The organism is Wolbachia endosymbiont (group A) of Aleiodes leptofemur (genome assembly GCF_964028465.1).
Taxonomy (GTDB): Bacteria; Pseudomonadota; Alphaproteobacteria; order Rickettsiales; family Anaplasmataceae; genus Wolbachia; species Wolbachia pipientis.
The window spans coordinates 1,074,895-1,092,658 of the sequence record NZ_OZ034782.1; the positions used below are offsets into that span (position 1 = coordinate 1,074,895).

12 protein-coding genes and 4 pseudogenes are annotated in these 17,764 nt (G+C 36.1%); 8 read left to right on the forward strand and 8 right to left on the reverse strand.

Features of this window, described 5'->3' with window-relative positions; genetic code table 11:
• Nucleotide 1 precedes the first annotated feature (1 nt).
• Entirely contained in the window at nucleotides 2-739 is a 738-nt protein-coding gene (locus ABWU67_RS05790) for a putative folate metabolism gamma-glutamate ligase (RefSeq protein ID WP_353281902.1), read from the forward strand.
• 933 nt (nucleotides 740-1,672) lie between these two features.
• Entirely contained in the window at nucleotides 1,673-3,016 is a 1,344-nt protein-coding gene (gene radA / locus ABWU67_RS05795; RefSeq protein WP_353281904.1) for a DNA repair protein RadA, read from the forward strand.
• Here radA and ftsY read toward each other — a convergent pair.
• Nucleotides 3,003-3,914, reverse strand: a complete 912-nt coding sequence (ftsY, locus tag ABWU67_RS05800; protein ID WP_353281906.1) for a signal recognition particle-docking protein FtsY — start codon at nucleotides 3,912-3,914, stop codon at nucleotides 3,003-3,005. The two genes, radA and ftsY, sit on opposite strands and share 14 nt — an antisense overlap.
• Nucleotides 3,915-4,092: 178 nt before the next feature.
• On the opposite strand from ftsY, the gene iscU reads away from it, so the two are divergent.
• From iscU to hscA, 4 genes are read left to right on the forward strand one after another with little or no spacing between them, the layout of a single operon-like run.
• Nucleotides 4,093-4,476: a Fe-S cluster assembly scaffold IscU gene (gene iscU, locus ABWU67_RS05805; protein WP_151808025.1), complete on the forward strand. Its 384-nt coding sequence runs from the start codon at nucleotides 4,093-4,095 to the stop codon at nucleotides 4,474-4,476.
• Between the two features lie 5 nt (nucleotides 4,477-4,481).
• The gene (locus tag ABWU67_RS05810; RefSeq protein WP_353281909.1) at nucleotides 4,482-4,895 is read left to right on the forward strand and encodes a HesB/IscA family protein; all 414 of its coding nucleotides are present in this window, start codon (nucleotides 4,482-4,484) and stop codon (nucleotides 4,893-4,895) included.
• Complete coding sequence (locus ABWU67_RS05815; RefSeq protein ID WP_341822196.1) at nucleotides 4,888-5,340, forward strand: iron-sulfur cluster co-chaperone HscB C-terminal domain-containing protein; 453 nt, start codon at nucleotides 4,888-4,890, stop codon at nucleotides 5,338-5,340. The genes ABWU67_RS05810 and ABWU67_RS05815 overlap by 8 nt, the downstream gene beginning before the upstream one ends.
• On the forward strand, nucleotides 5,318-7,066 hold the full coding sequence (gene hscA / locus ABWU67_RS05820) for a Fe-S protein assembly chaperone HscA (RefSeq protein WP_353281911.1): 1,749 nt from the start codon (nucleotides 5,318-5,320) through the stop codon (nucleotides 7,064-7,066). Before ABWU67_RS05815 ends, hscA begins: the two co-directional genes overlap by 23 nt.
• 7 nt (nucleotides 7,067-7,073) lie before the next feature.
• On the opposite strand, the gene lepB is transcribed toward hscA, so the two are convergent.
• Complete coding sequence (lepB, locus tag ABWU67_RS05825; protein ID WP_353282238.1) at nucleotides 7,074-7,820, reverse strand: signal peptidase I; 747 nt, start codon at nucleotides 7,818-7,820, stop codon at nucleotides 7,074-7,076.
• A gap of 531 nt (nucleotides 7,821-8,351) precedes the next feature.
• On the opposite strand from lepB, the pseudogene ABWU67_RS05830 reads away from it, so the two are divergent.
• Nucleotides 8,352-9,210: pseudogene (locus tag ABWU67_RS05830) on the forward strand (IS630 family transposase).
• Between the two features lie 511 nt (nucleotides 9,211-9,721).
• On the opposite strand, the gene ABWU67_RS05835 reads toward ABWU67_RS05830, so the two are convergent.
• Both ABWU67_RS05835 and ABWU67_RS05840 read right to left on the reverse strand, forming a co-directional pair.
• On the reverse strand, nucleotides 9,722-10,609 hold the full coding sequence (locus tag ABWU67_RS05835; RefSeq protein WP_353281913.1) for an aspartate carbamoyltransferase catalytic subunit: 888 nt from the start codon (nucleotides 10,607-10,609) through the stop codon (nucleotides 9,722-9,724).
• Between the two features lie 203 nt (nucleotides 10,610-10,812).
• The gene (locus ABWU67_RS05840; RefSeq protein ID WP_010082338.1) at nucleotides 10,813-11,838 is read right to left on the reverse strand and encodes a Fe(3+) ABC transporter substrate-binding protein; all 1,026 of its coding nucleotides are present in this window, start codon (nucleotides 11,836-11,838) and stop codon (nucleotides 10,813-10,815) included.
• Between the two features lie 497 nt (nucleotides 11,839-12,335).
• On the opposite strand from ABWU67_RS05840, the pseudogene ABWU67_RS05845 reads away from it, so the two are divergent.
• Nucleotides 12,336-12,879 (forward strand): annotated as a pseudogene (locus tag ABWU67_RS05845) (DUF6444 domain-containing protein); the annotation flags it as partial.
• 7 nt (nucleotides 12,880-12,886) lie between these two features.
• Here the strand turns inward: ABWU67_RS05845 and ABWU67_RS05850 are convergent.
• The 4 genes and pseudogenes from ABWU67_RS05850 to gatB form a co-directional block, all read right to left on the reverse strand.
• A pseudogene (locus ABWU67_RS05850) lies at nucleotides 12,887-13,118 on the reverse strand (IS4 family transposase); the annotation flags it as partial.
• Between the two features lie 29 nt (nucleotides 13,119-13,147).
• Nucleotides 13,148-14,006, reverse strand: a pseudogene (locus ABWU67_RS05855) (IS630 family transposase).
• A gap of 34 nt (nucleotides 14,007-14,040) precedes the next feature.
• The gene (locus tag ABWU67_RS05860; protein ID WP_353281915.1) at nucleotides 14,041-14,976 is read right to left on the reverse strand and encodes a hypothetical protein; all 936 of its coding nucleotides are present in this window, start codon (nucleotides 14,974-14,976) and stop codon (nucleotides 14,041-14,043) included.
• 132 nt (nucleotides 14,977-15,108) lie between these two features.
• On the reverse strand, nucleotides 15,109-16,533 hold the full coding sequence (gene gatB / locus ABWU67_RS05865) for an Asp-tRNA(Asn)/Glu-tRNA(Gln) amidotransferase subunit GatB (RefSeq protein ID WP_151807778.1): 1,425 nt from the start codon (nucleotides 16,531-16,533) through the stop codon (nucleotides 15,109-15,111).
• Nucleotides 16,534-17,764: the final 1,231 nt, after the last annotated feature.

Consider the following 17,764-nt stretch of genomic DNA (forward strand, 5'->3'; position numbering starts at 1 on the left):
TATGCATGTTAAAGCAATTTATACCCACCGCATTGAATGTGGGGAAGTATTAGAGCAGGTTCTTGATCGCTATGTTTCAGAGTTGCTAGGAGAGGAAGTTGTTCTTGCTATCACATCAAAAATCATTTCTATTTGTCAAAAACAAGTGGTTTGCAAAACTGCTTGTTCTAAAGAAGAGCTAATCAAAAGAGAAGCTGATGCAATTGTTGATGTAGACCATAATTCTTACGGCATCTATTTAACAATCAAAGACAATATCTTAATTCCATCTGCTGGTATTGATGAATCAAATGGTAATGAAATGTATATTTTATACCCAAAGGATGTTCAGAAAACAGCTCTATCAATATGGAACTATCTCAAGACAAAACACTGCATAAAACATCTTGGTATTTTGATTACAGATAGTAACATAACACCTATGCGCCTTGGGGTTACGGGCGTTGCTCTTGGTTGGTGTGGATTTGAACCACTTTATTCCTATATAGGCAAGCAAGATCTTTATAATCAACCACTGCAAGTAACACAAGTCAATCTTCTTGATGCACTGGCAACATCTGCTGTTTTAGTTATGGGAGAAGGGGCAGAGCAAACACCGATGGCAATAATTAGTGGTGCACCAAAGGTTCACTTTCTTACTCATCCGCCAACTACAGAAGAAGAAAAAAGTGTGAAAATATCTATGGAAAAAGACCTTTACTCTCCTCTCCTCATGGGAGCCCGTTGGTTAAAGAGTTAAAGAGAAACTTAAAAATTTGCTATTAGACTTCTTGCATAACCATATAACAAACTTTTATTGGGAATAGAAACAAAAAACTTACTTGACAAACTCCGCCAGCCCTCTTATCATGATAGTGAAGCTATTGTATTTGCTTTCGCCAATCTGCAGATTAAAAGGTAAGGATTACTTAATGTATCGTCGTCTTATGTTCAATTTTTTGCAGTATATAGATACTATATGTCTTTACAAAACTTCATCTACATCTAGATTTTTATCTAAATAAGCTGAACGCGCTTACAAAGCGTTACAAGACATCAAAAAACGCCAATACTCGACAGAGATAGTAAAAGACTAGCTAACTCGGGGATTCTTTGTCTTTTTTTCTGCTTAGTAAACTTCTTAAACATTTGCAGCGTAAGTTAGTTGCAATTAAAAGCAGCTTAATCTTGCTTGTCAAGCGTTTAAAACATAAAAAACGCCAATATTTTAAAGCGGATAATAACCCCAGGGCTTCTTTTGCCTTTTTTTTCATTTGGTAAATTTCTTAACGTTTGTAGCTAAACGACAACCGTCATCCCGCTACGTGTTAGCGGCTAAGAGATACCGCGGCGGTATGACGGTTTGCGGCGGCATGACCTCGTCATTCCCCTACGTGTTAGCGGGATCTAGAGATACCGTGACGGTATGACGGTTCGCGCGGTGGCATGACCTCGTCATCCCGCTACGTGTTAGCGGGATCTATGCTTTGAGATACCGCGAATGAATCGCGGTATGACGGTTCGCGGCGGCGTGACGATAAGCTCGTCATCCCGCTACTTGTTAGCGGGATCTAGAGATACCGCGAATGAATCGCGGTATGACATAGGGAACCCTTTCTTGGGTTAGCTATAGATTTACTTCGCATATTCAGCTAATTTTTATTACAATTACAACAAAATAATTTTGGCTTTGATGAAAACTATATATGTATGTCAATCCTGTGGTCACAGCACTGGTAGGTGGGTAGGGAAGTGTATTGCATGTGACAATTGGGATACAATTGTTGAGGAAATAGCAGTAAAAACGGGCAAAAGAAGTATATCTGCGCCAATTTTAATAAAGACGTTATCGGGTAGCGAAATTATCACTCCAAGTCGTTTTTTAACAGGAATAGAAGAATTAGATAGAGTTTTTGGTGGGGGTATCGTTCAAGGTGCTAGCATTTTAATTGGTGGCGAACCTGGAATTGGGAAATCTACCCTTTTGCTTAGAATTGCAGCTAATGTTGTGCAACTTTCCTCTTTTGAATGTCTTTATGTATCCGGCGAGGAATCTTTAGAGCAAGTGAGCCTCAGAGCAAAGCGTCTTAAGATAAATGAACCTAAAATTAAGCTTTTGTCTACAGTGTCTTTAACTGATGTAGTAGCAACAATAAAGGAAAACAAAAGTATTAAATTCTTAGTAATTGACTCTATACAAACAATGTATGATAGCAGAATTACATCAGCACCAGGAACTGTAACTCAGGTCCGCACTTGCGCACATGAATTAACCATTCTTGCGAAACAATATGGTATTTCCCTCTTAATAGTTGGCCATATAACTAAGGATGGACAAATAGCTGGACCTAAAACTTTGGAGCATATGGTAGATACGGTATTATATTTTGAAGGTGAAAATAGTAATCAATATCGCATTTTACGCACTATTAAAAATAGATTTGGCCCTGCAAATGAAATTGGTGTTTTTGAGATGTCTGAAGCAGGACTTGTGCCTGTTGATAACCCATCATCATTGTTTCTGATGGCCCATGACAGAGAAGTAGTTGGCAGCGCCGTATTTGCAGGAATTGAAGGTTCAAGACCAATTTTAATGGAAGTGCAAGCATTAATAGCAGGGACTAATATGGCAACCCCAAGAAGGGCAGTAGTTGGGTGGGATATTAATCGATTGGCTATGATCATTGCGGTGCTAAATGCTCGTTGCAAAATGTTTTTGCATGATAAAGAGGTATACCTAAACATTGCAGGGGGACTCAAAATACAGGAACCATCGGCTGATCTTGCTGTTGCTGCTTCCCTTATTTCAAGTGTAGTAAATTTACCGCTGCCAACTTCTTCAATAATCTGCGGTGAAGTTGCACTTTCAGGAGAAATTAGGAATGTCTCGCATGCTGATCTCAGACTAAAAGAAGCACAAAAGTTAGGATTCAAAAAAGCAATTATGCCTAAAAATGGTAATTACTCTTCTCACGATATTGAGATAATTAAGCTTGGTCACGTAAGGGAATTAAGAGAAATTTTTAATTACAATTAAATAACGCTTCAGCAAATTCTTTGCTAGTAAACTCCCTTAAGTCCTCTATATTTTCGCCAATTCCTATAGCATGTAACTTTATCTTATAAGCTTCTGCAAGTCCAATTACCACTCCGCCCTTAGCAGTGCCATCTAACTTTGTTACGATTAGCCCGGTAACATTAACCATTTTGCTAAATGCTTCTAATTGGCTATAAGCATTTTGGCCAGTAGTTGCATCAAGAACTAAAATAACGTCATGAGGGGCAGTGTCATCCAATTTCTTTATCGTTCTATATATTTTTGATAATTCCTCCATAAGGTTCACATTATTTTGCAGCCTTCCTGCTGTGTCAATTAGAACAACATCAACGCTATCTTTCATAGCTTGACTTACAGCTCTATATGCCACACTCGCAGAATCGCTACCGTACTCTCCAGTAACAATCAAGCAATCAGAACGTTCTGCCCAAATGTTTAACTGCTCACTAGCAGCAGCTCTAAATGTGTCACACGCAACAAGCATAACGGATTTTCCCATCTCCTTATATTTATATGCAAGCTTACCTATAGTCGTGGTTTTACCATTACCGTTTACTCCGCATACCATTATTATATGTGGTTTTTTATTTAAAATTAACGGCTGTACAACTGGGCTCAATATAGCTTCTATTTCGTTCATTAACTGCTGTGTGATAATGTTATGTTCAACTTCCTTGTCAAACTTGATGCTTGTGAGCCTATCGATAATCAACTTGGAAGTTTTATGACCAATGTCCATGCTAATTAGCAATTCTTCTAGCTCATCTAAAAGCGACTGATCTAATTTTTTTTTGTCAGAGAAAATACTTTTTACTCCGTTGCTAAAGCGAGAAGAAGTTTTTAACAAGCCTTTATAAAGGTTACCAAATAAACTCAAGAGAATACTCCTTTTTAATTACAATATAGAGAATGACATGCACTACATGTATTTGTAAAGTAAATACACTCGTAACCCATATATTTTGTGAGTAAAATATACTGTTTGCTAGTGCATTTTTCTTTAGTTTTTAACCTAAATATGTTATAATGTAGAATAGCGGTTTACAGGTAATTTTATGAGTTATAATGAGAAAATTTTAGATCATTACGAAAATCCAAGGAATGTTGGCTCTCTGGATAAAAATGATCCAAGTGTTGGTACTGGTTTAGTTGGTGCACCATCGTGCGGTGATGTAATGAAATTGCAGATAAAGGTCAATGACAAAGGTGTTATTGAAGATGCAAAATTTAAAACTTTTGGTTGTGGTTCTGCCATTGCTTCAAGTTCCTTGTTAACAGAGATGATAAAGGGAAGAACCATCAGTGACGTTACACAGATAAAGAATACTCAAATAGTGGAAGAGTTGTCTTTACCTCCAGTGAAGATACACTGTTCGGTACTTGCTGAAGATGCTATAAAGGCTGCTATTCATGACTATCAAAGTAAACAAAAGAATTAAGAAGCATGGGTGAATATCAAGAAGTAGGCGGAGGTGAAACTGTAAAAAAGAATAGAAAACTTATCACTATAACTGCGGAAGCAGTAGAAAGGATAAGGTATTTATTGGACCAAAAGAAGCATACTAACCTTGAGAAACCGGAAGAAGCAATAGGAATAAGAGTGCTAATTAAGCAAAAAGGATGTTCTGGTTTAAAATATGATATTGAATATGCATATGATACTCGTCCTTTAGAGTCGATAATTGAGGAAAACTGTAGTGATGGCCAAAAAGTTAAAGTGTTGATCGACCCAAAATCCGTCATGTTTATTCTTGGCTCTGAAATGGATTATGTAGAAGAAAAATTTTCATCGGGTTTTGTTTTCAAAAATCCTAATGAGAAAGGAAAATGTGGTTGTGGAGAGAGTTTTCATGTCTAGCAACTATTTTGCATTGTTTGAAATTGAACCAGCTTTCAATATCAGTTTTGATGAGTTAGAGAAAAAATATATTGAGCTAAGCAGGACTGATATAAATGAAAGACAGTCCCAAAACATGGAAAATATTAACAGAGCTTATCAAGTGCTAAAGTCACCACTAGAACGTGCTGAGCATTTGTTGAATCTTTTTGGTGTGGCAAAGGATCATCCGAATTCTGAAATATTAAATGAATCAATGGAAATAAGAGAGTATTTGCTGGACTGCGACGATCTACAATTTGCAAGCAGGATGATTGATGAAAAAATAAAAGATTGCGTTAAAAACCTAATTAACACTTTTGCTGTAAAGAATTTTGATGGAGCTGCTACACAAGTCTTAAGATTGAAATATTTATATAAGTCATTTGAGGAGGTGAAAAAGAATGCAACCAATTCAAATTTCTGAACCAAATTCAAGTGAAGTAGTTTTTGGTATAGACCTTGGCACCACCAATTCTTTGATTGCTATGGTAAATAAAGCTGGCAACGTGGAGATATTTAAAGATGAACAAGGAAGAGAACTGCTGCCTTCTGCTCTTTCATATGAAAATAATACATTGAAAACTGGCTACGATGTCGGTCAAAATGCAATCTACTCAATAAAGCGTTTAATGGGTAAAAGTGTTGAAGAATTAAATAAAGAAGGCGTCAATTTTGAAATAGATCATGAAAGCGAAAAAGTTATTAGAATAAAATGCGCAGAGGAAAAGTATCTTACTCCTATTGAGATTTCTGCTGAGATATTAAAAGCTTTATGTGAGAGGGTAAAAAAGTCTAAGGGGCTGGAAGTAAAAAAAGCAGTGATTACTGTGCCAGCTTACTTTGACGATTCAGCACGTAACGCAACCAAATATGCGGCAAAATTAGCTGGAATAGAAGTTCTTCGCCTCGTTAACGAGCCAACCGCTGCAGCGCTTTCTTACTCCATTGAAAAGAACAATAGCAGTGGAATATATGCAGTTTATGACCTTGGTGGCGGAACGTTCGATATTTCGATATTGAAATTGCACCAAGGAGTGTTTCAAGTCCTTGCGGTTGGTGGTGACACCAAACTCGGCGGTGATGATTTTGATCATTTGCTGAGTTCAATTGTGATTGATAAGTATAGAGAAAAGACGGCTAAGCAACTAAATTCCTTATTTATCGAATCACGCTCTGTGAAAGAGTACCTAAGCAATCACACTATAGGTATCTTCGAATTTAATGTTAACGGCAAGCCATTTGAGTGCGAAATTACCAGAGAAGAATTCGAGCAGGCAATCAGTTCTTTGGTCAATAAGACTATCAATATAGTCACTCGTACTATAAGTGATATAGATCTTAAAATTGATGATATAAAAGGAGTAATTTTAGTTGGTGGTGCAACTAGAACACCATTGGTTCAAAATTCACTAGTCAAACTCTTTGGAAATAAAGTACTAAATGACGTGGATCCAGATAAAGCAGTTGCCATTGGGGCAGCTCTGCAGGCTCATGATTTAACTTCGAGCTCAAAAGATAGGAATATTCTCCTGGATGTTCTACCTTTATCACTTGGCATAGAAACTATGGGAGGCATAGTTGAAAAAATCATACCAAGAAATACACCACTACCAGTTTCAGAGATAAAAGAGTTTACAACTTATGTTGATGGGCAACCAGCAATGAAAATTCACGTTTGTCAGGGAGAACGTGAAATGATAGAGGATAACAAATCTCTAGCGCAGTTTGAACTAAAAGGTATACCGCCACTGCCTGCAGGTTCTGCAAGAGTTGAAATAGAATTTACAGTTAACGTTGACGGAATCTTGACTGTTACTGCAAGAGAAAAAACTACTGGAATTGAGCAGACAGTTAAAGTAAATTCAAGTTTTGGCTTGAGTGAAGCTGATGTTCAAAATATGGTTAACCAGTCAATAAACAGTTTTGACGAAGATATGAAGGCTCGTTCCCTTGCAGGTGCTAAAATTAATGGAAATAAACTCATACACTTGGTTGAAAACAATAATAACCTTTCCACTGATCAAAAGTTGAAAAACCTATTACAAAATGCAAAAAACGCTTTACAAGGCAATGACTTGAATGAAATTAACAACACTATTGCCGAGTTAGAAAATTCTTCTTTAGAGTTGTGTGAATTAACAAATAGGTAGAAAAAGCTTACACAACCTTGTGCAATACCCTATTTAATCTCAAAGCAACAGGTAACCTGAAATTAAATGGTAACCAATCGACCTTTCCTAATTTAAATGATAAACCAACTATGCTTACACGCCCAATGATATTTTCCATTGGTACAAAACCAACTTCAGGAAACCTACTATCTAAAGAATTATTTCTATTGTCTCCCATAACGAAAAATTGATCGTTAGGTACATAATAAACCGGAGTGTTATATGATAGCTTATTAGAAATGTCATCTACCAAAATCTCATGTTCCTTGCCACTTAAAAGCGTTTCTATATATCTTGGTATGTTACGATTTGACTCATAATCAAAAAAACTTTCAATTTGCCTTCGCTCTACTTTCTGATCATTTAGGCATAATTCTCCCTCTATCATTTGCACTTTGTCACCTGGTGTTCCTATTACTCGCTTAACAAACCTGATGCTGTCATTTCTTGTGGGTTTGAAAACTACTATGTCGCCACGCTTTGGAGGGGTATAAAAAATCCTGCCGCTAAAAATGTTTGGAGAAAATGGAAAGGAGTGTTTACTGTAACCGTATGAATATTTACTAGTAAAAATGTAATCCCCTTCAAGTAGGGTGCTTTTCATTGAACCAGAAGGTATATGAAATGGCTCGAATAAAAAACTACGTATTGATAGCGCAATCAACAGTAAAAAAAACAATGAAGATAAAAATCTTCCCGTTCTTATCACCCAGTTTTTGCTTAGTTCTTCCAACTTTTCCAACTTTGTTTTTCTTATAGATTAAGCTTATTATAATACATAAATTAAAAAATGGTAATATGAAATTTTACTTGTGAATGTTATTCCTCTATTCAAAACAATTTTGAAAAGGCGGTTCATTTCTTTCAACGGTGTCATCCAAGTAGCGTGACACATAACTGTACGAACATTGCAATTTGCAGGTGGCAGATGAAAGTAGCTGATGCACATCTGTACGAACATTTGCTTTTGTTAAGGTAATATGGTGTTATGAAAGTAGCTGACACTGGAATGGCTTTGTTGCATCGCTACTTATGAAAGGCTAACTATAGTTAGGATTATAAGCAACCTATTGAAAATCTTGTTTTTTTGCAATCAATCTGATCAAATTTAAGAATAGTAATTTGTTATTTATATTAATAAATTTAATTCTATTGAAAATAGCTAAAGCATTGAAATTCTTGAATTTTAGCCGGATTGGTATAGCTCTTTCCACAGAAGTCCGGATATGATAAGATTAAGGATAGATGGCGATAAGGAGGTTGGATGCCGGCAGCATATAGTTATGATTTAAGAAAAAAAGCAATGGAAGCACTAGACGAAGGGGAAAGCAGAGAAGCAGTGGCAGCAAGATTTAAAATTGGACGAACTACTTTGTGGGAGTGGCAGCAAAGAAAAAAAGAAACAGGCGACTTTCAGTCAAAAAACTCGGTAATGGAGGTTACAATCAGAAAATTATCGACTGGAATAAGTTTATCGAATTTGCTAAAAAACACGGTAGAAAAACTCTGTCGGAAATGGCTAAACTTTGGGGCAACGTTAGTATCGAAACGATCCACCGAGCTCTCAGAAAAATTGGATTTACGCGCAAAAAAAGACATATGGATACAAGGAAAGGAACGAAGAAAAACGTGCTGAATTCTTAAAAATTATAGCAACAAAAGAACCAGAAAACTTAGTGTATATAGATGAGTCTGGGATTGATAACACGGAGGACTATCCATATGGGTATTGCCAGAAAGGACAGCGATTTTATGCCCTAAAATCTGGAAAAAAAACTCAACGAATCAGCATGGTTGCAGCCTTAAGTAGAAGAAAGATAGTTGCTCCATTAACATTTGAAGGCCACTGTAATATGGATATTTTTAATGGATGGTTTGAGCAATTTTTGGCACCGATCTTAGAACCTGGACAAACTGTCATTCTTGATAATGCTACTTTTCATAAGTCTGATAAGCTTATCAAGCTCGCTAAAGGAGTCGGTGCAGAAATTTTGTATCTGCCGCCTTATTCTCCAGATTTTAACAAAATTGAGCATCATTGGTTTGCTATAAAAAACAGAGCCAGGAAAAACATTCCTCTATTCGAATCCTTTCGTCGTGCTGTTGATTCTGCCTTCCTATGACCTATTCGGACTATTATGAGAAATGCTATAAATGGTAGTGAAATTTCTTTTACTCAAATTTAGGTATTCATTGACCGTTCTTGTTATAAATACCAGAATAATAAGCTACTGATATTCCCTATCTTTTTTATCTTTAATCCATCATAGCTAGCGATGCAACAAAGCCCACTGGAATCTAGGTTGTAACCGTTCACGGATTGTGAGAATGAATAAAGAACTAAGCAGTCGTAACTTTTGGAAGGGATTTTGGCCATTGAGACGTGATGTCAAAAATATCGACAACATTCTTTCCACAAATCTTTCTCCATGTTCCGACCAGGTGAAAAAGCTGTTTTTACGATAGCCGTCTAATTTGCCGTTCTGCAAGGTTGTTGATTGACTTCAGGCTTTCGTAAAAACTTCCACACCATATCCTCGGCCTTAACATCTTAATGGCCATTCTCAAACCATTTACAAGCCTTGTCATTTCATGCCCCACCTTTTTGCATTAGTTGTGTAGCATCTTTTAATATTAGCAAGGCCTATAATAGTGCAACACTGCCTTACGTATTGCCAATCCAAATTCTACTTGCTGTAAAATAACACAATCTGCTACATCGCTGCTAATCTCAATCCCTCTGTTTATTGGCCCTGGGTGCATAACAATCGCATCTGGTTTTGCGTATGATAGCTTTTGTGAATCAAGTCCATACAAATAAAAATATTCTTTCTCTGAAGAACTATTATTCATGCGCTCTTTCTGCAATCTCAAAAGCATAATTACGTCAGCATCCTTTATACCTTCAATTAATGAATAATGGACTGAATCTACTTCAGGAAAATGCTTACAAATCAAAGTTGGTGGTGCGACCAAGTTTATCTCTGCTCCAAACATTTTTAGCAATCTTATATTTGATCTTGCAACTCTACTGTGCAGAATATCTCCACATATCACAACTTTGAGGTCCTTTATTTGCTTTTTGTGATTGCTGATTACAAGATAGTCTGCAAGAGCTTGAGTTGGATGTTCACTACTTCCATCGCCTGCATTGATTAGCGAGCAGTTAACATACTTTGCCAGTGTATTAATGATACCACTACTTTTATGCCTGATTATTATGTAATCAGGATTCATTGCATTTAATGTTTTGATCATGTCTTTTAGATCTTCTCCCTTGTTAATAGAAGAAGATCTTATTGGCAAAGTTACAACATTTGCTCCAAGGCTTTTTGCTGCTATTTCAAAAGACGCAAGTGTACGCGTTGAATCTTCAAAGAATAAATTTATTACTGTCTTATTTTCCAAGATATTACTATTTGCAACTTCTTTTTTAAGGTACTGGTTGGCCAACTTGGTTATATTTTCTACATCATCGACTGTAAGGTCTGAGATGTTTAACAAATTCCTTCTCTTGTTCATAGTTTCCTTTTCAACTACTTGAACCTATTCTACTTTCTTATTACCTTTTTTCAATAGACTTCTTGTGCAGCAATTGTTTTGGTGAAAGAACGGAAAAAGATAGTAAAGTCAAAATTAAGTTAGAAGGAAGAAAAAGTTCAGCGAGTCAAGAGTAAGGTATATTAGCATAAATCTTTCATCCCAATGTTTAGTGGCGCTGGGGATTACTTCCACTTACACTCATCCGCTATCATAACAGCCTCAAAAAGATGCTTCTCAAGTTCACTTAGAGGCAAATCACTTTGTGAATAATTTCCCCAAGATTTTAGTATATCGGAAGTTTCAACGCCTTCAATAATAGGATATTCTTGGTTTTTTTTAGCGTATAACTCTTGAGCCTGCTTGCTTACTAAAAATTCCAATAAGACTATAGCATTTTCCCTGTTTTTTGCGTTTTTTGTTACTGCTGCACCACTGATGTTTACCATTACACCGTGATCGTTGCGATTAGGAAAAAAAGCCCCTAGCTTGTCTGCAACATTCTTTTTATTTTCTGATGAAAGAATTCTCGCAAAGTAGTAGCTGTTTACTATTGCAACATCTCCCTCACCCGCTGCTACGGCGTAAATTTGATCAGTATCACCACCACTTGGTTTTCTTGCCATATTGCTCACAATTCCGCTTACCCATTCTTTCGTCTTTTCAAAACCATTATTTGCAATCATAAAAGCAATTAACGATCTGTTATATGGACTTGTAGAAGAACGCACTAATATTTTTCCTTTCCATTTTTCATTTGCTAAATCTTCATAAGTACTTAAGTCCTTAGGGTCTACTGACTCTTTATTGTAAACCAATATCCTAGCTCTTTTTGTAAGACCAAACCAATAATCTTCACTGTCTCTAAATCTTGCAGGTATAACACTTTTTAAAACCTCTGAATCTACTTGAGATAAAAGTCCTCTTTTTTTTGCTAGAATTAAGTTGATTGCATCAGCAGTCAAAAATAAGTCAGCTTCACCACCGTTTTCCATTCGTGAAAGTAGCTGAGAATAATCATCAATGATGTAACGTACTTTAATACCTGTATTTTTCGTGAATTCATCAAACAAAGTACGTACTAATTCTTCTTTGCGCGATGAATAAACATTTACCACTTGTGAGTCATTAGTTCCGTCGTTTCTGTATAAATAAGTAATAACTATCAATATAATTGCTATTAAGGATGTGAATATAAAGGCTTTTTTCATATTGGATAAAAAATAACTTCTTTCAGTTAAAGTTACCAAGATGGTACAACTTTAGCAAGTGTAAAGTTCGTTAGATAAATCATAAAAACTTCCTTGACAAGCTTCGCCAGCCCCCTTATTATAACACTGAAGCTATTTATTTATCTTCGCAATCTCTGCAGTGGATTAATGACAAAAAACTTAATGTATTTGGCGTAAATCATGCTTAATTTTTTGCACTATGTGCACCTTATGTCTTTATAAAATTTCTAGGTTTTTACCTAATATAAGCTGAAATGCGCTATTTAAAACATTAAAAAACGCCAACTTAAAAAATGGATAGTGAATAACTAGCTACCCTAGGGTTTCTTTTGCCTTTTTTTCTGTTTAGTAAATTGTATCCGTTCAGCGGAGTGGTAGAATAAGGTAGACAAAGCAAGATAATAAAGATAATCATAGAGCAAAAGTGAGGTAATGTGGTAAACCTTTGAAAACTTTGCAAAAATTTACAGCAAAAAATAGAAAAACTGAAAGCAGAGATAGAAAACTTAAAAGCAGAAAATAAAGCTTTAAAGATAGAGAACGCTGAATTAAAGGAAAGGCTCGGTTTAAATTCAAAAAACTCATCCCTGCCCAGCTCAAAAGAGCTATACAAAATAAAAAAGGACAAGCCAAAAAGCGAAAGGAATGTTGGCGATCAGGTTGGGCATAAAGGAAATTTTCATGCCACAATGGAAGCGGATAAAGTAGTAAAAATAGAGTTGCCTAATATTTGCGAATGCGGAGGAAAGCTTGTAATATGCGAAAAACCTTATGTTCACCAAAAAGTTGATCTTCCGGAAATTAGGCCTTATGTAGTAATTGGAACATGGTCGTTGTTGGAGATGCAGAAAAAGAAAAAGTAGCAAGTTACCAGAAGGTGTTACGCCAGATACATTTGGTCCAAGGGTTAAGTCTATAATTGCAGCACTCAGCGGATTTTACAAAAACTCAAAGCGTGAAGTGGCTAGTATCATAAATGACATTTTTAATTTGAACATAAGTGTTGGCAGCATATCAAATCTTACTATTACCCACAAATATGAGGTTCGTGAGCAAGTCGCCATCCTTCTGCTAAATCAAAGAGACGTTTATATCCTTTCCAAAGAGTAATTGGTCCTGGTTTTGGGTCATTTTTTCTTGCTAAATGGCCTCCAAGTTCATGAAACAGCTTCTTTTATGTTGGGAACTACACTTGGACATGGTTTTCTGTGTATTTTAACGTATAAAACTTTCCATTCTTCTTCAGCTAATAAGGTAGTATAGCATTTCTCATAATAGTCCGAATAGGTCATAGGAAGGCAGAATCAACAGCACGACGAAAGGATTCGAATAGAGGAATGTTTTTCCTGGCTCTGTTTTTTATAGCAAACCAATGATGCTCAATTTTGTTAAAATCTGGAGAATAAGGCGGCAGATACAAAATTTCTGCACCGACTCCTTTAGCGAGCTTGATAAGCTTATCAGACTTATGAAAAGTAGCATTATCAAGAATGACAGTTTGTCCAGGTTCTAAGATCGGTGCCAAAAATTGCTCAAACCATCCATTAAAAATATCCATATTACAGTGGCCTTCAAATGTTAATGGAGCAACTATCTTTCTTCTACTTAAGGCTGCAACCATGCTGATTCGTTGAGTTTTTTTTCCAGATTTTAGGGCATAAAATCGCTGTCCTTTCTGGCAATACCCATATGGATAGTCCTCCGTGTTATCAATCCCAGACTCATCTATATACACTAAGTTTTCTGGTTCTTTTGTTGCTATAATTTTTAAGAATTCAGCACGTTTTTCTTCGTTCCTTTCCTTGTATCCATATGTCTTTTTTTGCGCGTAAATCCAATTTTTCTGAGAGCTCGGTGGATCGTTTCGATACTAACGTTGCCCCAAAGTTTAGCCATTTCCGACAGAGTTTTTCTACCGTGTTTTTTAGCAAATTCGATAAACTTATTCCAGTCGATAATTTTCTGATTGTAACCTCCATTACCGAGTTTTTTGACTGAAAGTCGCCTGTTTCTTTTTTTCTTTGCTTCCACTCCCACAAAGTAGTTCGTCCAATTTTAAATCTTGCTGCCACTGCTTCTCTGCTTTCCCCTTCGTCTAGTGCTTCCATTGCTTTTTTTCTTAAATCATAACTATATGCTGCCGGCATCCAACCTCCTTATCGCCATCTATCCTTAATCTTATCATATCCGGACTTCTGTGGAAAGAGCTATATCAATTCCTTTATTCCCTTTCTTTACCCCTCGTTCTATCCCACATAGAGTGCTGGCCCATAGCTCCACTTTTTGGAAAAATTCTTTTCCTTCTTCTGGCGAAAGAAAACGTCCTTTTATATCTTTCACCCAATCTGATATTTTCTCCAGAAGGTCATTGCAAAAGATTTCATTGTCACCAACATAGCCGAACTTTTTGGCCAATCTACCACTCATCTCACCTTTAAACAATTCTTTTAGCTGACTTTCATTGGGCAAATTAACCGCAAACACTAATTCATTTAAAAAGTCTTCGACTTCTTTATCACTGACTTCTCTACCTACCTTACCCTTTATAAAATCCATATTTTGCTCTAAGTATTGAGCAATACTACCGTCTGAATCATTAATTCTATATCTTGCACCATCGCCTACATCCAGAAATTCATCTTGTATATCTACCCTTATAACTGAAATTTCCTTTTCTTTATTCTTTCCACTCGACATCATTCTTAGCTTTCTCACTTCGTGTTGTGCTGAATCTGTAAAATCAGAATCAATATTTGTAACAATAGCAAAATACTTCATTTCACCCTTGAACTTTCCATTACTTTTGATTTTTAAATAAGCAATAAAATATTTTAACAAGTTAAACTCACTACTCTTTGTCAATAAGCTACCTACACTGATTTTTTCAGTTCCATCTTGTTTGTGTTTGACTTGCACAAACCTATGTATTGTTGTTTTATTTTGCTTACATTGGAGAACAACATCATCAAAGCCTGCAGCTGACTTCAATTCTGTAGCTAGGCGGAAAGGACATTTTTTATCCATCACACGCATGAGAAATAATATGAGCCACAACTCTTGATAGTCAATACCATGGCGAGAGCATTTTGACCCCCAAACAGGATAAGTTTCAAGCATCCTCAACCTCACATAATTTTAAAAATAGTACCGACAAATAGTAAAAAAGTTATATGTCATGATATACAGATATCGTAACAAAGACCTTGGAATATCTACGAGATGTGCTGTTATGTAAATAAAAAAATGTGACTAATTACTTAATCTTTCACTCAAAATTGAATTCACGACATCAGGGCTGGCTTTCCCCTTGGTGAGTTTCATAACTTCGCCGACAAAGAATCCGTATAACTTTGTTTTACCGCTTTTGTATTCTTGAACTTTATCTTGGTTGTTATTGATGATTTTGTCGATAACTTCTGATATTTGACCTTTATCGGTTATTTGCTTTAGGTCCTGCTCTTCTATAATAAGGGATGCAGGCTTTCCAGTTTCAAACATAATATCAAAAACTTGTTTACCAAGTTTAGCAGAGATCGTTCCATCAACGATAAAATCTAAGAGCTCGGACAGGGCATTGGCTTTGATTGGAGAGCTCACAATATCAATATTTGCTTTATTTAAACGACCGAAAAGCTCTACAGTTAACCAGGTGACCGCGAGCTTTGAATCATGTTTTTTTATCAATTCCTCAAAATAATCAGCAATTGCTTTATCGGAGGTAATGACGTTTGCATCGTATTCGTTGATACCCAATTCCTCAATGTATCGCAGCTTTTTTTGATCTGGCAACTCGGGCAAAGATGATTGAATTAAATCAATTTTCTCCTGGCTTACCTCAACAGGTAATAAATCAGGCTCAGGGAAGTATCTATAGTCGCTTGCATCCTCTTTGCTTCTCATCACTTTTGTTTTTCCCAAAGCAACATCAAACAATAAGGTATCTTGACTTATTTCTTCTCCACTTTCTAAAATTTCAATTTGTCTTTGTATTTCATAGTCTATAGCTTGCACAATATAACGTATCGAGTTCAGATTTTTTATTTCACAACGAGTGCCAAATGTACTACTGCCTTTTAGGCGAACAGAAACATTTGCATCACAACGAAGTGATCCCTTTTCCATATCACCATCACACGAACCAATATAACGCAAAATCTGCCTTAATCTTTTCATGCATTCTGCAGCTTCCGCAGATGAACGGAGATCTGGTTCTGAAACAATTTCCATTAAAGCAACCCCTGCACGATTTAACTCTACATAAGTTCTGCTTTCCTCATGAACGCTCTTTCCTGCATCTTGCTCTAAATGAATTCTCGCAATTCTTATTTCTTTTTCATTGTCGTTGATAAATACTCTACCGTTTTTAACTATTGGCTCAAAAAACTGAGTTATCTGGTAACCTTGTGGTAAATCAGGATAAAAATAATTTTTCCGATCAAAGTAAGAATACTTATTAATTTCTGCAGAAAGTGCAAGACCAGTGCGTATTGCTTGCTCTATGCAGTAATAATTTAGTATTGGCAGCGTACCTGGCATTGCCGCATCAACTAGAGAAACTTGAGTGTTATGCTCAGCACCAAACTCCGTTGATGAGCTAGAAAATAGCTTCGTATTAGAAGAAACTTGAGCGTGCACCTCAAGCCCAATTACTGCTTCCCAATCCTCTTTCGTCATGTATTTTATTTAAATGATAATCTTAATATTCTGCAAAATTAACACAAAAAGTCAAAACAAAACTCATGTTAGCTAAGTGGTATGCAACCCGTAGAAACAGGACGAAAAATTAAACGAAAAACTTACTTGACAAACTCCGCCAGCCCCCTTATCATGAAACTGAAGCTATTTATTTATCTTCTCTGTACAGATTAAATGACAAAAAAACTCACGTATCTGGCGTCTCATGTTTAATTTTTTGCACTATGTGCACCTTATGTCTTTATAAAACTTCTACCTACATAAGCTGAAACGCGCTTATAAAGCGTTTAAAACATAAAAAAACGCCAACTTAAAAAATGGATAGTGAATAACTAGCTACCCTAGGGTTTCTTTTGCCTTTTTTTCTGTTTAGTAAATTTCTTAACGTTTATAATTTAGATTAGTTGCGGTTTAAAAGCAACTGAATCGCGGTTATTAAGTGTTTAGAATAAAAAAACGCCATACTTGAAAGTATAATGTAAGTAATTAGCCAACCACGGGGCTTCTTTTGCCTTTTTTTTCGTTTGGTAAATTTCTTAATGTTTGTAGCTAAACGATAACCGTCATCCCGCTACTTGTTAGCGGCCGAGATACCGCGAATGAATCGCGGTATGACGTAGGATTGCTGTCATTCCAGTGCCAAGCACTGGGATCCAGCCTTTATTATTTGGTTGAAATTAAGTCTTCTGGATCCCAGTGGGCTTTGTTGCATCGCTACTTATGAAAGGCTAACTATAGTTAGGATTATAAGCAACCTATTGAAAATCTTGTTTTTTTGCAATCAATCTGATCAAATTTAAGAATAGTAATTTGTTATTTATATTAATAAATTTAATTCTATTGAAAATAGCTAAAGCATTGAAATTCTTGAATTTTAGCCGGATTGGTAAATGGTAGTGAAATTTCTTTTACTCAAATTTAGGTATTCATTGACTGTTCTTGTTATAAATACCAGAATAATAAGCTACTGATATTCCCTATCTTTTTTATCTTTAATCCATCATAGCTAGCGATGCAACAAAGCCATCCCAGTGTCAGCTACTTGGATGACACCATTCTTTTTCCTGGATTCCAGTGTCTGGGCACTGGAATGACATCCTCCCTTGTGGAGATTGCTCTCAAATCACAATGTTCGTACAGCTATGCAAACACAAAGGTGTCATTCCAGCGCGTGACGCTGGAATGGCTTTGTTGCATCGCTCAAGTAAAA

Bases quoted from the DNA above. Each gene is read 5' to 3' on its own strand.
- ABWU67_RS05810 (WP_353281909.1), top strand. From the start codon at position 4,482: ATGGGTGAATATCAAGAAGTAGGCGGAGGTGAAACTGTAAAAAAGAAT.
- iscU (WP_151808025.1), top strand. From the start codon at position 4,093: ATGAGTTATAATGAGAAAATTTTAGATCATTACGAAAATCCAAGGAAT.
- radA (WP_353281904.1), top strand. From the start codon at position 1,673: ATGAAAACTATATATGTATGTCAATCCTGTGGTCACAGCACTGGTAGG.
- gatB (WP_151807778.1), bottom strand. From the start codon at position 16,533: ATGACGAAAGAGGATTGGGAAGCAGTAATTGGGCTTGAGGTGCACGCT.
- ABWU67_RS05840 (WP_010082338.1), bottom strand. From the start codon at position 11,838: ATGAAAAAAGCCTTTATATTCACATCCTTAATAGCAATTATATTGATA.
- ABWU67_RS05790 (WP_353281902.1), top strand. From the start codon at position 2: ATGCATGTTAAAGCAATTTATACCCACCGCATTGAATGTGGGGAAGTA.
- hscA (WP_353281911.1), top strand. From the start codon at position 5,318: ATGCAACCAATTCAAATTTCTGAACCAAATTCAAGTGAAGTAGTTTTT.
- ABWU67_RS05835 (WP_353281913.1), bottom strand. From the start codon at position 10,609: ATGAACAAGAGAAGGAATTTGTTAAACATCTCAGACCTTACAGTCGAT.
- ABWU67_RS05815 (WP_341822196.1), top strand. From the start codon at position 4,888: ATGTCTAGCAACTATTTTGCATTGTTTGAAATTGAACCAGCTTTCAAT.
- ABWU67_RS05860 (WP_353281915.1), bottom strand. From the start codon at position 14,976: ATGCTTGAAACTTATCCTGTTTGGGGGTCAAAATGCTCTCGCCATGGT.